Annotated in this window: 14 protein-coding genes and 5 pseudogenes; 12 read left to right on the plus strand and 7 right to left on the minus strand. The window is 55.9% G+C overall.

Annotated features, from left to right (window positions below):
* Positions 1 to 7: 7 nt before the first annotated feature.
* Positions 8 to 514 (plus strand): DUF2141 domain-containing protein, encoded by a 507-nt coding sequence (locus I9184_RS11680; RefSeq protein ID WP_209834451.1) that lies wholly within the window; start codon positions 8 to 10, stop codon positions 512 to 514.
* 9 nt (positions 515 to 523) lie between these two features.
* On the opposite strand, the pseudogene I9184_RS11685 reads toward I9184_RS11680, so the two are convergent.
* Positions 524 to 634, minus strand: a pseudogene (locus I9184_RS11685) (IS5/IS1182 family transposase); the annotation flags it as partial.
* Between the two features lie 10 nt (positions 635 to 644).
* Between I9184_RS11685 and I9184_RS11690 the strand changes: the two are divergent.
* A pseudogene (locus I9184_RS11690) lies at positions 645 to 1,052 on the plus strand (transposase); the annotation flags it as partial.
* Positions 1,053 to 1,189: 137 nt separating this feature from the next.
* A pseudogene (locus tag I9184_RS11695) lies at positions 1,190 to 2,651 on the plus strand (IS3 family transposase).
* Between the two features lie 75 nt (positions 2,652 to 2,726).
* Here the strand turns inward: I9184_RS11695 and I9184_RS11700 are convergent.
* The 4 genes and pseudogenes from I9184_RS11700 to acdA all read right to left on the minus strand — a co-directional run.
* Positions 2,727 to 3,200: pseudogene (locus I9184_RS11700) on the minus strand (CoA transferase); the annotation flags it as partial.
* Complete coding sequence (locus I9184_RS11705) at positions 3,197 to 3,949, minus strand: aminotransferase class I/II-fold pyridoxal phosphate-dependent enzyme (protein ID WP_209834455.1); 753 nt, start codon at positions 3,947 to 3,949, stop codon at positions 3,197 to 3,199. The gene I9184_RS11705 and the pseudogene I9184_RS11700, both read right to left, overlap by 4 nt.
* Entirely contained in the window at positions 3,936 to 5,558 is a 1,623-nt protein-coding gene (locus tag I9184_RS11710; protein WP_209834457.1) for a thiamine pyrophosphate-binding protein, read from the minus strand. Before I9184_RS11710 ends, I9184_RS11705 begins: the two co-directional genes overlap by 14 nt.
* Positions 5,559 to 5,566: 8 nt before the next feature.
* Positions 5,567 to 6,784: a 3-sulfinopropanoyl-CoA desulfinase gene (acdA, locus tag I9184_RS11715; protein WP_209834459.1), complete on the minus strand. Its 1,218-nt coding sequence runs from the start codon at positions 6,782 to 6,784 to the stop codon at positions 5,567 to 5,569.
* A gap of 94 nt (positions 6,785 to 6,878) precedes the next feature.
* Here acdA and I9184_RS11720 point away from each other — a divergent pair, with 94 nt between their 5' ends.
* Complete coding sequence (locus tag I9184_RS11720; protein ID WP_209834460.1) at positions 6,879 to 7,748, plus strand: LysR family transcriptional regulator; 870 nt, start codon at positions 6,879 to 6,881, stop codon at positions 7,746 to 7,748.
* A 347-nt stretch (positions 7,749 to 8,095) separates the two neighbouring features.
* Here the strand turns inward: I9184_RS11720 and I9184_RS11725 are convergent, their stop codons facing one another.
* Complete coding sequence (locus tag I9184_RS11725) at positions 8,096 to 8,650, minus strand: cupin domain-containing protein (protein WP_171636604.1); 555 nt, start codon at positions 8,648 to 8,650, stop codon at positions 8,096 to 8,098.
* 155 nt (positions 8,651 to 8,805) lie between these two features.
* Here I9184_RS11725 and I9184_RS11730 point away from each other — a divergent pair, with 155 nt between their 5' ends.
* The 7 genes from I9184_RS11730 (at position 8,806) to I9184_RS11760 (ending at position 16,429) form a co-directional block, all read left to right on the plus strand.
* Positions 8,806 to 10,128 carry an aspartate aminotransferase family protein gene (locus I9184_RS11730; RefSeq protein ID WP_209834462.1) on the plus strand — a complete coding sequence of 441 codons (1,323 nt, stop codon included), beginning with the start codon at positions 8,806 to 8,808 and terminating at the stop codon, positions 10,126 to 10,128.
* 34 nt (positions 10,129 to 10,162) lie between these two features.
* Positions 10,163 to 11,674, plus strand: coding sequence for a CoA-acylating methylmalonate-semialdehyde dehydrogenase (locus I9184_RS11735; RefSeq protein WP_216598284.1), 1,512 nt, complete (start codon positions 10,163 to 10,165; stop codon positions 11,672 to 11,674).
* A 25-nt stretch (positions 11,675 to 11,699) separates the two neighbouring features.
* The gene (gene ald / locus I9184_RS11740; RefSeq protein ID WP_171636599.1) at positions 11,700 to 12,809 is read left to right on the plus strand and encodes an alanine dehydrogenase; all 1,110 of its coding nucleotides are present in this window, start codon (positions 11,700 to 11,702) and stop codon (positions 12,807 to 12,809) included.
* Positions 12,810 to 12,912: 103 nt separating this feature from the next.
* Positions 12,913 to 13,902, plus strand: coding sequence for a TRAP transporter substrate-binding protein DctP (dctP, locus tag I9184_RS11745; RefSeq protein WP_209834491.1), 990 nt, complete (start codon positions 12,913 to 12,915; stop codon positions 13,900 to 13,902).
* 39 nt (positions 13,903 to 13,941) lie between these two features.
* Complete coding sequence (locus I9184_RS11750; RefSeq protein WP_245218091.1) at positions 13,942 to 14,589, plus strand: TRAP transporter small permease subunit; 648 nt, start codon at positions 13,942 to 13,944, stop codon at positions 14,587 to 14,589.
* The gene (locus tag I9184_RS11755) at positions 14,586 to 15,878 is read left to right on the plus strand and encodes a TRAP transporter large permease (RefSeq protein ID WP_171636597.1); all 1,293 of its coding nucleotides are present in this window, start codon (positions 14,586 to 14,588) and stop codon (positions 15,876 to 15,878) included. The genes I9184_RS11750 and I9184_RS11755 overlap by 4 nt, the downstream gene beginning before the upstream one ends.
* Positions 15,879 to 16,018: 140 nt before the next feature.
* Positions 16,019 to 16,429: a universal stress protein gene (locus I9184_RS11760; RefSeq protein WP_209834464.1), complete on the plus strand. Its 411-nt coding sequence runs from the start codon at positions 16,019 to 16,021 to the stop codon at positions 16,427 to 16,429.
* An 83-nt stretch (positions 16,430 to 16,512) separates the two neighbouring features.
* On the opposite strand, the pseudogene I9184_RS11765 reads toward I9184_RS11760, so the two are convergent.
* Positions 16,513 to 16,617 (minus strand): annotated as a pseudogene (locus tag I9184_RS11765) (IS5/IS1182 family transposase); the annotation flags it as partial.
* 139 nt (positions 16,618 to 16,756) lie between these two features.
* Between I9184_RS11765 and I9184_RS11770 the strand changes: the two are divergent.
* A complete protein-coding gene (locus tag I9184_RS11770; protein ID WP_209834466.1) occupies positions 16,757 to 17,440 on the plus strand; it encodes an IS6 family transposase in 684 nt (227 codons plus the stop codon).
* Positions 17,441 to 17,495: the final 55 nt, after the last annotated feature.

A 17,495-nucleotide genomic window follows, 5' to 3' on the forward strand; every position in this document is an offset into this window, starting at 1 on the left:
CCAAGCCATGCCGTCCAACTCAAAACGCATCTTCGGGGCTCTGGCCACAGCCGCCCTGTTTGTTGGCGGAGCCTGGGTCGCCTCAGGTTTTCGCACCGACATCGCCGTGACCTCGGCCTCTTCGACAGGAACGCCGTCCGACTATGGGCTGGTGATCAACCTGCGCGGCGCACGCAGTGACAAAGGTCAACTTGTTGTCATGGCTTTTGATAATGCTGCCGCCTTCGACATACTGGATTACAACGCAGCCGCTGGCTTTATCGCGCTTCCGGCCAGCATGGAACCGCAACGCGTGGACTTCCCTGATCTGAATGCCGATTACTATAGCGTTGTGGCCTACCATGACGAAAATGGCGACTATGAGATGGGTTTTGACGAAAACTGGATGCCAACGGAAGGTTATGCTGTTTCGGGAATGAATGACCTCTATGATAATCCTGTGTTTGAATATTCACTGATCAGCCCGGGCATGCCGGTGGATTTGGTTTTCTTCTATTGGCCCGCGCAATCCTAGGGTCAGGATTCATAACCAATAGATGACGAGAGCGGCGAGCGCGATGGCCGAGAGGAACACCTTTGGTGATCGGTCATAGCGTGTCGTCAAGCGTCTCCAATCCTTGAGCTTGCCAAAAATCCCAGAAGACATGGAAAAGATCGCAGTCATGGGCATCGACATCGGTAAAGACACAAGCCACCTCGTCGACTTTGGTCATGCAGGCCGGCGCGTTTTGCGCAAGAAGATTGAGCGGTTAGAACTAACGCCGATCTTTGAGAAACTTTCGCGTTGCATCGTTGGGATGGAAGCCTGCATGAGCGCGCATTTTGTCAGCCGACTGCTGCGAGAGCTCGGTTTTGAGCCTCGGATCATCCCAGCGACCTATGTGAAGCCATTCAACAAGGGACAAAAGAAGGACTACAATGATGCGGAGGCAATTGCAGAAGCAGTGATGCGTCCAAACCTGCACACGGTCACTGAGAAGAGCCAGGACCAGTTGGACCTGCACGCAATGCACCGGGTTCGTTCCTGGCTGGTGGCGCTGCGGACTGCCACGTGTCGGACGTCAGCGCCAATGGGACAGTTTAGGTCGATTTGATAAGAGAGGGTTTCTGGCACATCGTAACCACCAAGGAGCGGAGATGATATAGGTCAAAGCGTTTAGCATTTGATCCAGTGGATCAAATGTAGCGCATGACCGGAACGTGTAAGAGCCACGGCGAGAAGGTCGTCAAAGACATCCTCCGCGCCACCCGCAAGCAGTATTCAGCGGAAGAGAAGATCAAGGTCGCACTGGACGGCCTGAAGGGCGAGGACAGCATTGCAGAGCTGTGTCGCCGCGAGGGCATAGTGCAGAGCCTCTACTACAGTTGGTCCAAGGAGTTCCTGGAAGCCGGCAAGAAACGTCTGGCAAGCGACACGGCACGTGCTGCGACATCGACCGAGGTCAAAGACCTACGGCGGGAATCCCGCGATCTGAAAGAAGTTGTTGCAGAACAGGCCCTGGAGCTTCGCCTGCTCAAAAAAGCATGATCGCGCCCTCTCGGCAGCATGCTTTACATGCGCCTGTCAGGTGACAGATGGGGGCGACGACGCATGAGATATCTGTCACCCGGCAGTCGCTGTCTGCAGCGATGAGAGGGCCGCATCCGAAAAACTGGAGATCATCCGCCTCATCGAAGGTTCGCATCTCCCGACCAAGCGCACTTTGGAGAAGCTGGGCATCCCGAAGACCACCTTCTATCGCTGGTATGACCGATATCTGGCTGGCGGCCCTGAGGCGCTTGAGGATCGCAGCCCGAAACCATCCCGCGTCTGGAACCGCATTCCCGAACCGGGGCGCGAGAAGGTCAAGGACCTGGCCCTGAAAGAAACTGATCTGTCGCCACGGGAGCTGGCCGTGCCGTTCACTGACGCGGAAAAGTACTTTGTGTCAGAGGGTAAGGAGGATCAGTGATCCGTCCAGTGGACGGATCACCCGACGAACGGGTATCGCATTCTCAAGTCTTACGACCTGATCACCAGCCCGGCCTATGTGGTTCCATCGGCGGCCGACGAGTTCCGGGACAAAACCACTCGGCCGAACCAACTCTGGCAGACCGACTTCACTTACCTGAAGGTGGTCGGCTGGGGCTGGTTCTATCTATCGACCATCCTCGATGATTACAGCCGCTACATCATCGACTGGAAGCTCTGCACGACGATGAAGGCCAGTGATGTCACCGATACGCTGGACCTGGCTTTGCAGGCTTCGGGCTGTGCCCAGGCGACCGTCTTCCACAAGCCACGGCTGCTCAGTGATAACGGATCCAGTTATATCTCTGGTGAACTTGTTGAATGGCTGGAAGATCAGGAAATGGATCATGTCCGAGGGGCGCCATACCATCCGCAAACTCAGGGAAAGATCGAGCGCTGGCACCAGACCTTGAAGAACCGCATCTTGCTGGAAAACTACTACCTGCCCGGTGATCTCCGGCAAAAGATCGATGCTTTCGTCGATCACTACAACCACCGGCGCTATCACGAGAGCCTGAAAAACCTCACCCCGGCCGATGTCTACTTCGAGCGCGGCCACACCGTTCTGAAACAACGAGAAAGGATCAAACGGAAGACAATCGAAACCCGGCGATTGCTTCACCGCAAAACCGCCGCATAATCAAACCAAACAGATGCGCCTGATCCTCTCTTAGCTCAGGCCGCCATCTGTCCCAAAAATCCCTGACGACGGACACATGATCCCACCATAGGCTTGCGCCATAAGGTCATAGCCCGGTTTGCTGGCATTCGGTCCCGTCTGGCCGAAGCCGGAAATCGAGCAATAGACAAGACCTGGAGAGATCGTGGACAGGCTCTCATAGTCGAGGCCAAATTTCTTCAGCGCGCCGGGTTTGAAGTTTTCGACCAAAACGTCAGACACGGCTGCGAGTTGCTTGATCGCCTCCTGCCCCTCGGCGCTTGCAAGATCGATGGCGATGGATCGTTTGCTCCTATTGGTGCAATCAAAATAAGCGCTGAGGTCCGCGACATTACTTTCCAACTCATCGAAGAAAGGCGGCCCCCAGCTTCTGGTGTCATCCCCGGCCGTGAGAGGATTTTCGACCTTGATGACATCCGCTCCCATATCCGCAAGAAGCTGCGTGCATGTGGGACCGGCCAGAATGCCAATGAGATCGAGGACCTTCAGTCCCGAAAGAAGACCCGTCATGCCGCGACCCTCAGAGACCCGACCGTTGCCTTGATGCGGACGCACGCGGATCGAAGGTCCTCCTCGGATGCAGCCGTCGAGATACGGATATGGGGCAACAACCCAAAGGCAGCGCCCGGAACGGTCGACGGATGGTGTTTGTCCAAAAGCCAAGCGCTGACCGCAGTGTCGTCTTTCAAAACCGCGCCGTCGCGTGTGGTTTGACCGATGAGGCCTCCAACATGCGGGAAGACATAGAAAGCACCTTCCGGTCGCAAACAGAAGATGCCGTCGATCCCGTTCAGCGCATCAACGACGATGTTGCGGCGGTGTTCGAAGCTTTTTGCGCGGTCTGCAAAAAACTCCGCCGGACCATCAAGTGCCGCAACCGACGCCGCTTGTGAGATGGAACAGGCATGTGTGCTGCTCTGACCTTGGACCACATTCATTGCCACGATCAGGGATGCCGGACCCGCGCCGTAGCCGATGCGCCACCCGGTCATTGCGAAGACCTTCGAGACGCCGTTGACCAGCAAAGCTCTTGGTTTCAGGTCGGGAGCAACATTTAGGCTCGAGACGAAGCGGTGATCATCGAACATCAGATGCTCGTAAATGTCGTCGCTTTGAACCCAGAGATGGGGGTGGCGGCGCAACACCTCCGCAATAGCAGAGAGCTGCGCTTTCAAAGCGCGGGCCTTAGCGACGAGCTCCATGATCATCGAGGGCGCGACTGCCGCGAGGCGGTCTGCACGCATATCAGATCCGTCCATCGTATGCCCCCCGATCAATCACCGCAGCAATGACTGTGAAACTGTCCGCGCTCCGGGCTTCCATGAGTGCAGCCTTCAGTTCTTCGGCGTTGCCAACGGTATGCCCGCTGCCTCCGAAGGCTTCGGCCAATCGGGCAAAGTCGTGCTTGTCGAAATCGACGCCCGCGTTCTTGAGCTGACGGCCGCGCTGTTTGATTTCAATCAGCGCGAGGCTGGCGTCCACAAAGACCACGAAAATGGTCTTCAACCCAAGTTCCGCTGCTGTCGACAATTCGCCGGCGACCATCAGCATGCCGGCATCACCGGAAAAAGACACGACGGTTCGCTCGGGCTCGATCAGGGAGGCACCCATTGCGAGCGGAACCGCGCAGCCCATCGTGCAGAGAGCAGACGACTGCAACAGGCCCTTAGGCGCGTAGCAGGACCACTTCTGGGATAGCAGAATCCGGTGCGCGCCGGAATCGACGGTAGCGACAGTGTTCTTTGGCAGCACGTCGCGACAGGTATCGATGACCACACCAGGTCCCCACGCCTCCGTCTCGGCAACGGCCTTGGTCAGGCTGTCACGCACGTCGTCGATCCCGCCCCCCGACCAGCTCGGCGTTGTCGCAATGCAATCTGACAAAGCGTCCAACGTTAGTCCGACATGGCTGACGAGTTGGAGGGTCGATTGGTGCATGTAGTGGGTGTTGGGCTCGGCGGTGATGTCGATGACATTGACAATTTCAGGGTCCCAGACATCGCGCCACCCAACCCGCATTTCGATTGGGTCGTAGCCAGCACAGATGATCAGATCAGCCTCCTTCACAAAGGGCAGTAGGATATCATCGTTCTTTGGCGACAGGCCCGCTCCGCCAAGGCAGAGCGGATGATCTTCCGCGATGATGCCTTTGGCTTTGTAAGTCGTAATGACCGGTACGTTATGCGCTTCGCAAAAACGCAAAACAGCGGCGCTCGCATTGTCCTTGAGCGCATCCAGGCCAGCGATCATCACGGGTCGCTTGGACGACGCGAGCCATGAGCGGGCCAGCGTGAGATCATCTTCCCCAGGAACAACCGCGCTGACCTTGGCCCGGCGGCGCATCTCAACGGGTCCAGGCTTTGCATCGGCCACGGAGATCGGGACGTCGATGTGAACAGGACCGTCCCGGCCATCCGTTGCAATCGCAACGGCCTTGTCTGCAATCGTATCCGCTCCATCCGCAGTCAGCACGAAGCTCGCCTTGGTGATGGGACGGAATACAGCCTGATGATCTAAAACCTGATGGGTATAGGTCAGGGCTTCGGTTGCATCGACACAGCCCGTCAGGACGATCAAGGGCACGCGGTCTTGCTGTGCATTCGCGACGACATTGACGCCGTTGACAGCCCCCGGCCCGACTGTCGCCACCAGAATGCCGGGCGCGCCCGTCATGTGATGCGCGCCCTCGGCCATAAAGCCGGCACTGTTTTCGTGCTTGCACAGAATGAATTTGATACCGGCCGTTTTGAGCGCATCGACTATCGTCAGCACCTCGCCACCCGGCATACCAAATGCATGCCTGCAGCCAGCCTCGTAGAGCCGCCGCGCGACGAGGTCGGCGGCCCGAAGGTCTTTCTCAGTTTTCATAGGGTCTCCTATTCAGCCGCGAAGCGCGCTGCTGTCGTGAGGCGCGTATATCCGTCACGCGTCTGTGGTGTTTTGATCCCAAGAACGGTCCCGGCGATTTGAGTTCTCAGGACTTGCGCTGTTCCACCGCCAATGGTGAACATGCGCACATCCCGATACATCCGCTCCAACGGCTCGCGGTCGCAGTAGCCACGTGCACCGAACATCTGCAGCGCGTCACTGACGACTTTGATCGCCATCTCGGAGGCAAAGAGCTTGGCACGGGCGGCCATTGTCATGTCAGGGTATTGGCTGCCATTCGGGCCGCGCGACCGCGCCGCCTCATGCAACATCAGCCGCGCCGCATGGACCTGCGTGTCCATATCCGCGACCATCCATTGAAGGCCTTGGAACTCCGCAAGCGGACGCCCGAACTGCTCCCGCTCATGGAGGTAACGCTTGGCATGTTCGAGCGCCCCGGCGGCGACACCCATGGCGATGGTACCCGCGCCGACGCGTTGTGAATTGTAAGCATTCATGAGGTCGGCAAAGCCGCGCTTGAGGCCAGATGGCGGTTTGACCAACCACTTTTCTTCGATCTCGACATTCTCAAATCGAAGTTCCGCTTCCGGCATCCCGCAAAGGCCCATCGTATATTCGCGGCCCACCACGGCGAACCCTTTTGGCATCTCGCCCGAGAGCGGATCGGCATGAAGGATGAAACCGCCAATGCCTTGCTCGACACCCGCTTCATCGAGGACGCGGGCAAAGATGAGGTGGAGTTTTGACACGCCGCCGCCGGTGATCCAGTGCTTGGTGCCGTTGAGGATGTATCGATCACCCTGTTTGCGCGCCGTGGTCAGCATCTCAGTTGCAGCACTCCCGGCCTCAGGTTCGGTGATGCAAATCGCGGGTTTGTCTCCGGACAGAACATGGGACGCGCAAAAGGCTTTCTGCTCATCATTGCCGTAGCCCATGACTGCGCTGATGCCGCCCATATTGCCTTCGACAACGACGCGCGCCGTCAGCGTGCAGGCCTTGGCGATCTCTTCGACCACCATGGCCACGTCGAGAAAGCTTGCGCCCTGACCGCCATATTCCTTCGGAATAGACATCCCCATGATCCCGGCATCGGCGAGTTCACCAACGTTCTGCCAGCAGTAGACACGGGATTTGTCCCACTCTGCAGCGCGTTTCTCAAATCCCGGCACCAACTCTTTTGCGACGTCAACAAGCGGATGTGTCATGGCAGGTCCCTCATTCTCTTCTGGTCAGAATACGCTTGCTAAAGTCCAACGCAATCGAATAAGATTTGATATCAAATACAGAGTTTCTTAAGTAATGCAGACACGTTCTCTCAGAACCCTGGTCCGCGTGTCCAAGGTCGGCTCCTTTGCTAAAGCAGCTGAGCAGCTGAACATGACTTTGTCCGCTCTTTCCATGCAGATGAAGGCTTTGGAAACGGAACTCGGCGTCGATCTCTTTGATCGCACCGTGCGGCCACCGCGCTTGACACCCATCGGACGAACCATCGTCGAGGCCGCGACGCCGCTGCTGCAACGCGAGGACAAGCTTCTCGATCTGTGCAGGCCCACGGATACTTTGGTTGGACATTTCCGGATCGGCTTTGTGACCTCCGCCGCCGTCCGACTGCTGCCTGACTTTCTGAAGAACGCCAAGCGCGATGCTCCACAGGCGACCTTCGCGTTTGAGACCGGGCTCTCAAAAGTGCTGCAGGATAAGGTTGTGAATGGGCAACTCGACGCGGCGCTTGTCACGGATGCCGAAGGCGTTCCTGATGCGCTGTCAGAATTGGTGCTGAGGGAAGAACCTTTTGTTTTTGCGGCCCATGAAACCCTCCTAGTGGACGGTCTCACGGGTTTGCTGAGTGAGCAGCCCTTCTTTCACTTCATGCCCAACACGGGCATCGGGAAACTTATCGCAGGCGAAATGTTGAAGCATGACCGACCAAAGGAGTCCGAGACGATCGTTCTCGATAACCTGGAAGCCATCATGGAATGTGTCTCAGCGGGACTGGGATTTACGCTTCTGCCTGCACCGGACGTTGTCCGATATCGGTCCGCAGAGGTCAAAAGTATCCAACTTCCAAAGGCTTCGGCCAGAAAGCTGGTTCTCGCAACTGTGCGCGACGGCGCGTTGGCCGGACGCGAAGCAGCGCTTGCGGCTCTGTTTTCGGTCGACAATGCCTAAATGGTAGAGGTGTGAGGGCTGGTTTGAATCGTGCCGGAGGGGCACAAGCTTCGGAACAAGTTTCGAATTCAAGTAGTCGGTCCTGGCTATGCGGAGCCCTCGCCGTTAAGGACGGCCCAGAACCGACTTTGCGCACTTCGTTGGATTTCTGCAGCCGCGCACGCATTCCGGCCATTCACGGCAAGCGCGAAATCCGATAAGAATTCGCCGTTCGGGACCGCGTAAGAAAACCGCAATTGGCTCCTGGTTGTGAATGTCGACTTCATCTCGACATTACGAGTTGGTTGTCGAATTTCACCATTCCGCGAAATATTGAAAACGCTCACAAAAGAGCTCTTGTGGTTCAGTCAGAACGACGAAGGTGTGCATGCGCTGATCACCTTGCACGGCGCATCACCGGCATTCCGAAACCTGTGTGGCAAAATGCTTGAGAAGTAATACGCATCACCTGGCCCCAGCACCCTCGACTGCCCATCAACCGTGACTTCAAGACGGCCCTCTATCACAACCGCGCATTCCTCACCTTCGTGAGACAGTTCAGCTCGCCCCGAGTCGGCACCTACTTCGTACTCCTCGATTAGCATCTGTAATTTTCTGTCTCGGCGCTCACCTGCGACAAGCAAATAGGAAACTCCGGTTGAACCAAGGTCGCGCATTCTTTCGTGCGGATAAAAAAACGACTCCTCGTTCTGCAATTCGAAACTGAAGAAAAAACCCAAGTTGACGTCGACTGCGGCAAGGATCTTTTTTAGCAGCGCCACGGAAGGTTGAGTTGATCCACTCTCGATCTGAGAAATCGTTCCGCTACCCACTCCTGCGCGTTTCGCCATTTCGCGTTGACTGAGGCCTTTGGTCGTTCGAATCAACTTTAGACGACGGGCTGTTTCGAGATCTGATGACATAACCGTTACTCCAGTGCTTTCCCGCTTTGGATCGAAAGCATTCTAAGGGCCCAACGATTTTTTTCAATAACTTACAGATTAAAACAAAGCCGGGTATGCGGAAGGCGCGAACTCTGCAAAGATTTGTCATCAAATGAAAATCTGCTTCACGAGGAATGTACGTGCTCGATCAACCCAACACAATGTCATCGTTTTGGATGCCGTTTTCGGCCAATCGTGATTTCCTTCGCGAGCCCCGGATGATCCAATCGGCTGAAGGAATGTATTACACCAGTTCCGATGGTCGGAAGATCATGGATGGCACCGCCGGACTGTGGTGCGTCAACGCGGGCCACCGGGATCCGCTGATCGTAGAAGCCGTGCAGAAGCAGGTGCACGAGTTGGACTATGCGCCGAATTTCCAGTTCTCCCACCCTCAGGCGTTTGAGTTGTCGGCAAAGCTGACCGCGATGATGCCTGAGGGAATGAAACACGCCTTCTTCACCAACTCAGGCTCCGAGTCCGTCGATACGGCGCTCAAGATCGCACTGCATTACCATCGGATGCGAGGCGATGGAGCGCGCACCCGCCTGATCGGGCGCGAGCGCGGGTATCATGGCACAGGGTTTGGTGGCATTTCGGTTGGCGGCATCGTCAAGAACCGCATGCATTTTGGCACGCTCCTGACCGGTGTTGATCATCTACGTCACACGCATGATCTGGAGAAAAACGCATTCTCTCGCGGTTGCCCGCAACACGGGGCAGAGTTGGCGGACGATCTGGAGCGTTTGGTTGCTTTGCATGACGCCTCGACCATTGCGGCTGTGATCGTCGAACCAATGGCCGGTTCAACCGGTGTGCTTCTGCCGCCGAAAGGATACTTGAAGCGACTGCGTGAGATCTGCGACCGACATGGCATTCTGCTGATCTTCGACGAGGTAATCACTGCATTTGGTCGTCTGGGTGCGGCGACGGCATCAGATTATTTTGATGTAAAGCCAGACATCATCACGACCGCCAAAGGCCTGACCAACGGCGTAATTCCGATGGGTGCGGTCATTGTGTCCGATAAGATCTACGACTCGGCGATGGAAAACGCCGATGCGCCGATCGAACTGTTCCATGGCTATACCTATTCCGCAAATCCGGTGTCCTGTGCCGCCGCGCTGGCAGCTTTGAAGAGCTATGAACAGAACGACCTGTTCCGCCGCGCCGCGTTGCTATCGCAGCCTTGGGAGGATCAGCTTCACAGCCTTAAAGGGCTGCCGAATGTGATCGATATTCGCAACCTGGGACTGGTTGGCGCAATTGAACTCGCCCCACGAGAAGGCGCGCCGGGTGCACGGGGCTATGATGCAATGAAGCGGGCCTGGGATGCCGGAATAATGATCCGTGTCACCGGTGACATCATTGCCTTGTCGCCACCACTGATCATCTCGGAACCCGAAATAACGACACTCTGTCAAACACTCGGAGAAGTATTGGCTGACCTGCCATAGTCCCTGACTTCTAACCCCAAAAAGGACTGACATCATGAAAGATGCATCCCCGATCGCTTTGATCGGCCACTACATTAATGGCCAAATCACTGCTCCATCCGGTGAAAATACTCAGCCGGTTTTCAATCCCGCAACCGGAGCGCAAACCGGCGAGGTGTCGCTGGCGAACGTCCAGACAGTCGACGACGCAGTGGCCGCCGCCAAAGCAGCGTTCCCGAAGTGGTCGAACACTCCGCCGATCCGCCGTGCACGTCTTATGAACAACTTTCTGGCTCTGGTGCGTGAGCACAAGGACGAATTGGCGCGCGCGATCACCGTCGAGCACGGCAAGGTTTTCACCGACGCCCAAGGCGAGGTTGAGCGCGGTATTGATATCATCGAGTTTGCCTGCGGCATCCCGCAACTCCTCAAGGGCGATTACACGGAGCAGGTCTCCACTGGCATGGACAACTGGACCACGCGTCAGGCGTTGGGGGTTGTCGCCGGGATCACTCCCTTCAACTTCCCGGTCATGGTGCCGATGTGGATGTTCCCGATCGCCATCGCCGCAGGCAATACCTTTATCCTGAAGCCGTCTCCGACCGATCCGTCGGCCTCTCTGCTGTACGCGAATCTGATGCAGAAGGCAGGTTTCCCTGATGGTGTGTTCAACGTCGTACAAGGTGACAAGGTCGCCGTGGACGCGTTGTTGGAGAACGACGACGTCAAGGCCGTGTCCTTCGTCGGTTCGACCCCGATTGCGAACTATATCTACGAAGTTGGTGCTCGGCACGGCAAACGGGTTCAGGCTCTGGGTGGCGCAAAGAACCACATGCTGGTGATGCCCGATGCCGACATGAACAAGGCTGCCGACGCCCTGATTGGTGCGGCCTTCGGGTCGGCGGGCGAACGCTGCATGGCGATTTCTGTTGCCCTGTTGGTTGGCGATGCCGCCGACAAACTGATGCCGGTCCTGAAAGAGCGCGCCGAAACTCTGAAGATCAAGAATGGCCTTGAACTGGACGCCGAGATGGGCCCGATTGTCACCGCCGCTGCGCGTGATCGGATCAAAGGCTACATCGACTCTGGTGTTGCAGAGGGTGCTGACCTGCTAGTCGATGGTCGCGACTATACCGTCGAAGGGCACGAAGAAGGGTTCTTCCTGGGCGGCACCCTGTTCGACAACGTCACGCCCGACATGAAGATCTACAAGGAAGAGATCTTTGGCCCCGTCCTGTCCTGCGTCCGCGTCTCGAACTTTGCCGAAGGCCTTCAACTGATCAACGACCACGAGTTCGGCAACGGCGTGTCACTGTTCACCCGTGACGGCAACGTTGCGCGTGAGTTCGGCAAACAGGTTCAGGTCGGCATGGTCGGCGTCAACGTCCCGATCCCGGTTCCGATGGCATGGCACGGCTTTGGCGGCTGGAAGAAGAGCCTTTTCGGCGACATGCACGCCTATGGCGAAGAGGGCGTTCGTTTCTACACCAAGCAGAAATCCATCATGCAGCGCTGGCCCGAGAGCATCTCGGAAGGTGCCGAATTCGTCATGCCAACGGCAAAATGATCATCCGATCCAAGGAGTGAAGAAAATGTTCATTGGTGTTCCCAAGGAAATCAAGAACCATGAATATCGGGTTGGCCTGACCCCCGAAAGCGTCGCGGAACTGGTTTCTCATGGTCACAACGTCATCGTGGAAACCAATGCCGGCATCGGCATCGGCGCGGATGATGATGCGTACCGGGCCGCGGGCGCAGAGATCGCCGAAACCGCAGCCGATATCTTTGCCAATGCAGAGATGATCGTGAAGGTGAAGGAACCTCAGGCTGTGGAACGCGCCATGCTGCGCGAAGGTCAAATCCTATACACCTATTTGCATCTGGCCCCCGACCCGGAACAGACCAAAGATCTGGTCAACTCGGGCGCTGTCTGCATCGCTTACGAGACAGTCACCGACGATAATGGCGGTCTGCCCCTGCTGAAACCGATGAGCCAGGTTGCCGGTCGCATGTCGATCCAGGCCGGTGCCAGCGCTTTGGAGAAAGCAAAGGGCGGTCTGGGCGTATTGCTGGGCGGGGTGCCCGGCGTGAAGCCCGGCAAAGTTGTGGTCATCGGTGGCGGTGTTGTTGGGTTCAATGCGGCTCAGATGGCTGTTGGCTTGCACGCGGACGTGACCATTCTAGACCGCAATCCGGCAGTTCTTGAGAAGTTGGAGAACCATTTCGAGGCGTCCGCCAAGGTTGTCTATTCGACCAAGGCTGCGCTGGAGGAAGAAGTCACCAATGCCGATCTGGTTGTGGGCGCGGTTCTGATCCCGGGTGCCGCTGCACCCAAGCTGGTCACGCGCGAGCTGATCTCGAAAATGAAACCCGGTGCGGTCGTCGTGGACGTGGCGATCGATCAGGGCGGCTGCTTTGAAACGTCCAAAGCCACCACTCACGCAGAGCCCACGTATGTTGTCGACGATGTTGTTCACTACTGCGTCGCCAACATGCCGGGCGCAGTCGCCCGAACGTCGACCTATGCACTGAATAACGTCACGCTGCCGCATGCTCTGGCCATTGCCAACAATGGGTGGAAGCAAGCACTCGCAGACAATCGTCACCTTATGAACGGACTGAACGTGGCCCACGGGAAGGTGACATACAAAGCTGTGGCCGATGATCTTGGATATGAGTTCATCGCCCCGGAACTTTGCTGAATTGAAGCAAAGAAACGTCCCGCCGCGCGCAATGCGGCGGGAGACCCACCACTGAGGAGGAAACCTAATGATTACGAAGATTAACCGCCGCGCCCTTGGCGCGATGGGTGCCGCGGCTTTGCTTGCTGCAACCACAATCTCAACAGAAGCCGCAGCAGAAGACATGACTCTGCGCTTTGCCGGTGTGTTCCCGATTGACCATCAGGGCACGAAAATGATGGAGCAGGTCGCAGCGGATGTCGCGGCAGCAGACGTCGGCTTGAAGATCGAAGTATTCCCGGCAAACCAACTGGGTTCGGGTGAGGCGCTGTTCGAAGATGTTGCGCGCGGTAATATCGACCTGGCATCGGCGTTCATCTATGCCGATACCGATCCGCGTTTGGAATTCCTGTCAATGCCGTTCCTGCTGGGCGGCTGGGATGACATGGAAAGCACGCTTTTGAACATAGATTCCGAGTTCAACACCATCCTGCAAGAGATCACCGACGAATACGGTGTTCGCGTGATGGCACAGAATCCGGAGGGGTTCATCGGTATCGTTGCTTCGCAAGAGCCCGACAACTGGAATACCTTTGACGACAAAGGCATGAACATTCGTGTCTGGTCGTCCAGCGTCGTGAAGTCGATGGTCGAAGAACTGGGTTACCAGGCGACCACTATGGCATGGGGCGACATTTTCCCCGCACTTCAGGCCGGCATTGTCGATGGGGCCATCTGCTGCACCAAGACTGCGACCTACTCGATCTTCGCAAAGTCGGATGTTGGCACCCACTTTGTCGAATACAACTCGATCTCAGAGCTGACAACTTTCTATGCGTCGCAGCGGACGCTCGACAAGTTGAACGACGAACAGCGTGCCGCGCTGCAGGCCGCGATGACCAAGGCGTCCGAAGACTTCTTTGCCTACAACCGTGAGAATGACGAGGTGTTCGGCCAGAAACTACTCGACAAAGGCTACACCATCCTGCGCCTGAGCGACGAAGAACAAGCTGCGATGGCCGCTCATGTCCAGGAAACGGTCTGGCCCGCGATGGCACAAAACGTCGGTCAGGACATCATCGACCGCCTGCTGGCAGCAAAGGAACAGCAATAAACACTGAAAAGAAGGGCCAGCAGATCAGCTGGCCCTTCTTTGGTCTTTGGCGCAACAAAGGGAGGGAGAAAGATGTCTAGTTCTGAAGCTGAACGTCCGTTGGTCGTCGAAAGTGCAGAAAAGAAGAGCTCGCAAAAAATCACTGACGAGTTGCCGGTTATTATAGGATATCCGCTGAAAGCAGTGGCCTTTGTCATGAGGCAGATCGTTATGTTTGCCGGTTTCCTGATGGCTTTCACATTTGGGGCAGTTGTTGTCATTCGCTATGGATTTGGCGGTGATCTGTTTGCCTACGAAGAGTGGCTTTTGGGCATTAGCATCATCGGGTTTTTTGCAGGCGCAGTGCTGGCCTCTGCCCGCAACCTGCATATCAACGCGGACATTCTGGGCATTGTAATCCAAAACCCCCGGTTGATCTGGTGGCGCGGCTTTGTCGTCCTGACTGTTGAGGTGCTGGTGATCCTGTTTCTCATGTATGCGTGCTACGTTTCGCTGCTTGATGACTTCTCATTCCCGCGGTTGCGCGCAACCCCGGTGCTGCGCATTCCATTTGTGACCTGGCGGATCGCAATCATGATTGCCTTTGGCCTCATGGCAACGTTCACGGCGGCATACTTGTACGTACACATCCGCAAGGGGCTCGGGCTTCCCCTGAGATCAGAAATGCAAAAAGGAGAAACCCAATGATCATCGGAGGAAGTCTCCTTATTGTCTGCTTTATGCTGCTGTTGGGCGTTAGCGTTTACGTGGCATTCGGATCGGTCTTGATTTTCATCGCAATTGTTGGAGATCAATCCATCACCGGCTACCTGCCGACCGGCTCTACAGGCATCCGTTCATTGGTGCTTTTGGCGATCCCGCTCTTCATGATCGCTGGTGGCATCATGGAAAAAGGCAAAATTGCCGCCCCTCTTGTCTCGTTGGCTGAAATGTTCATTGGCCATATCAAAGGGGGATTGAGCGCGGCAGGAGTACTGGCCTGCGGTGTGTTCGGCTCTATCTCCGGTAGTGCGAACGCAACGCTGACCTGTATTGGCGGCATCATGATGCCCCACCTTAAAAAGGCCAACTATCCGGGTGGGCAATCGGCGGCTTTGATCGTAGCGGCCAGCCCCTTAGGTCTGTTGATCCCACCGAGTTCGTCGCACATCCTTTATGGCTGGGTCGCACAGCAGCATGTACTAAAGTGCTTCTTGTCCACGGTCATTCCGGCGATCATCCTGATCACGCTATTGATAATCGTTAATCAGTTCATGCTGCGGAAGTATGACGACATTAACCTGACGGAACGTCCTAAACCGTTTCTGCCGACATTCGGAGTTCAGGCGCGCCTGGCCGGACCTGCGCTTATGATGCCTCTGATCATTCTGGGCGGAATCTATGGCGGTATCATGACACCGACCGAAGCCGCCGGTATCGCAGTGGTCTACTCGATCCCAATCGCGATCTACTTCTATCGTGGCCTGACCTGGAAAACTCTGGCCCAGACCATCCAGAATTCCGGTGTTACGATTGGTGTGGTCATGGTCATGATCTTCATGGTTCTGATCGTGTCGGACAACCTGATCTCGCAGGGTGCCCCTCAGTTGGCCAAAGATCTGGTCTATTCCGTTTCGGACAATCCGGTCGTCATCCTTCTGATGATCAACGTTGTGATGATCCTGATCGGGATGCTGATGGACGATATCTCGGGTTTGCTGCTGGCGACACCGATCTTGCTGCCCATCGCGCAGAGCACTGGAATGGATCCGATCCATTTTGCGGCTGTGATTGGCGTGAACCTGGGTATGGCGAACATCACCCCTCCAACTGCGCCGCTGCTTTACCTTGGAGCTCAGGTCTGTGATGAGCCGGTTTCGCGCATGCTGTGGCCGACTTTGATCTTCATTGTCTTTGCATGGCTTCCGACGCTGATGCTGACGACTTTTGTACCAGAGTTGGCTCTCTTCCTGCCTGATCTCCTGCTCAGCCGGTAGTGGCAAGAAAGCGCAAAAGCCCAAGACGAAATAGCACGCACCCCAACTTTCGGCTGGGGTGCCTGAGCGCCCTCCTAAAGATGAAGTGGGAGAGGCCAGTTCGCAGAAGAAAACTGAAAACAAAAAAACGGAGGTTTAAAATGTACAAAAATATTCTAGTCGCGCTGTCGCTGGAGCATGGCATCAGTGAACACGCGCTTGCGGCGGCACATGCCCTTGTATCCGAAGGTGGAAAAATCACTGCCGCGCATATCCATGAGCCCCCGAACAGACAGATAATGTGCTATATGGATGAAGGGATTGCAGAAAAATCTCTCCAGAAAGCAAAGGCGCGCTTGGCCGAGCGCCTAACAAGTGAGACCGACGTGTCGTCTATCCTGCTCGAGAGCCAATCGGCAGGTCGCGCAATCACCGAATACGCCAACAAACATGGCATCGACTGTATCGTCCTCGCTTCACATAAACCTGGGATGAAAGAGTTCTTTTTGGGTTCCACGGCTGCTCTCGTTGTTCGCCATGCTCAGTGTTCGGTGCATGTACTACGTCTGTGACGCTGGCACCCACAATATTTAGCAACTTTGCCCTGAGAAATCTGCGGTGATAAGCACGTCTCAATGCGACCTGGGGTCAGGATTCATAACCAATAGATGACGGTTGCTGCAAGTGCGATTGCGGAGCGGAAGACTTTGGGACAGCGATCATAACGTGTCGCTACGCGCCTCCAGTCCTTGAGCCTATAGGGCCTCCATAGAAGTGCGCGCAAACCATGCCGCTCAGCAGGATAAGTTCAGCCAGAAGGTTCTGTCGCAAACTTTGTTCCCACCTGTCAGGTCAAGCTTAGTTTTGGTAGCGCATGCTCTAAATGACAGGAGCAGACTGTGACAATCTCATTCAAAGGCGCATATTTTCCGAAAGAAGTGATCTTGTACGCGGTTTTCTTCTACCTACGCTACGGTGTTTCATACCGGGATCTGGAAGAAATCATGGCGGAACGCGGCGTTGAACTCGATCACGCGACCTTGAATCGCTGGGTGAGCCGATATGCCGGTCTTGTCGCTGATGCTTCGCGGCACAAAAAGCGTCCTGCCGACCGTTCATGGCGCATGGATGAGACCTATGTGAAGGTGAAGGGTGAGTGGGTTTATCTCTATCGCGCCATCGACAAACACGGCAAGATCCTTGAATTCATGCTATCCAAGCGCCGAAATAAAGCGGCTGCGACCAAGTTCTTCGCTCGTGCGCTTGAGGTAAACGGATTACCACGGAAAATTGTCATCGACAAAAGCGGTGCAAACACAGCTGGCATCAAAGCAATAAACAAGATGCTGAAAGGCTTTGGTTGCCTGGTACCGATTGAGATGGTGAGGCGGAAGTATCTCAACAACATCATTGAACAAGACCATCGCTTCATAAAACGTCGGATCAGGCCAATGCTGGGTTTCAAGTCTTTCTCTTCAGCTGCATCTGCCCTAGCTGGTATCGAACTGGTTAACATGATCCGCAAAGGTCAATTCACGCCCGAACTCCGTCCGTTTCAGCAGTTTGCTCAACTGGCAGGGTAATCAACCTGCCTGCGCCATCTCCTCAGCCTTCAAAGGAATTTGTGACAGAACCTAG

Origin of the sequence: Ruegeria sp. HKCCE3926, assembly GCF_017872515.1 — a bacterium.
GTDB lineage: Bacteria > Pseudomonadota > Alphaproteobacteria > Rhodobacterales > Rhodobacteraceae > Ruegeria.

Bases quoted from the DNA above. Each gene is read 5' to 3' on its own strand.
- I9184_RS11760 (WP_209834464.1), top strand. From the start codon at position 16,019: ATGTACAAAAATATTCTAGTCGCGCTGTCGCTGGAGCATGGCATCAGT.
- I9184_RS11710 (WP_209834457.1), bottom strand. From the start codon at position 5,558: ATGAAAACTGAGAAAGACCTTCGGGCCGCCGACCTCGTCGCGCGGCGG.
- I9184_RS11730 (WP_209834462.1), top strand. From the start codon at position 8,806: ATGTACGTGCTCGATCAACCCAACACAATGTCATCGTTTTGGATGCCG.
- I9184_RS11735 (WP_216598284.1), top strand. From the start codon at position 10,163: ATGAAAGATGCATCCCCGATCGCTTTGATCGGCCACTACATTAATGGC.
- dctP (WP_209834491.1), top strand. From the start codon at position 12,913: ATGGGTGCCGCGGCTTTGCTTGCTGCAACCACAATCTCAACAGAAGCC.
- I9184_RS11720 (WP_209834460.1), top strand. From the start codon at position 6,879: ATGCAGACACGTTCTCTCAGAACCCTGGTCCGCGTGTCCAAGGTCGGC.
- I9184_RS11705 (WP_209834455.1), bottom strand. From the start codon at position 3,949: ATGGACGGATCTGATATGCGTGCAGACCGCCTCGCGGCAGTCGCGCCC.
- ald (WP_171636599.1), top strand. From the start codon at position 11,700: ATGTTCATTGGTGTTCCCAAGGAAATCAAGAACCATGAATATCGGGTT.
- I9184_RS11680 (WP_209834451.1), top strand. From the start codon at position 8: ATGCCGTCCAACTCAAAACGCATCTTCGGGGCTCTGGCCACAGCCGCC.
- I9184_RS11725 (WP_171636604.1), bottom strand. From the start codon at position 8,650: ATGTCATCAGATCTCGAAACAGCCCGTCGTCTAAAGTTGATTCGAACG.
- acdA (WP_209834459.1), bottom strand. From the start codon at position 6,784: ATGACACATCCGCTTGTTGACGTCGCAAAAGAGTTGGTGCCGGGATTT.
- I9184_RS11755 (WP_171636597.1), top strand. From the start codon at position 14,586: ATGATCATCGGAGGAAGTCTCCTTATTGTCTGCTTTATGCTGCTGTTG.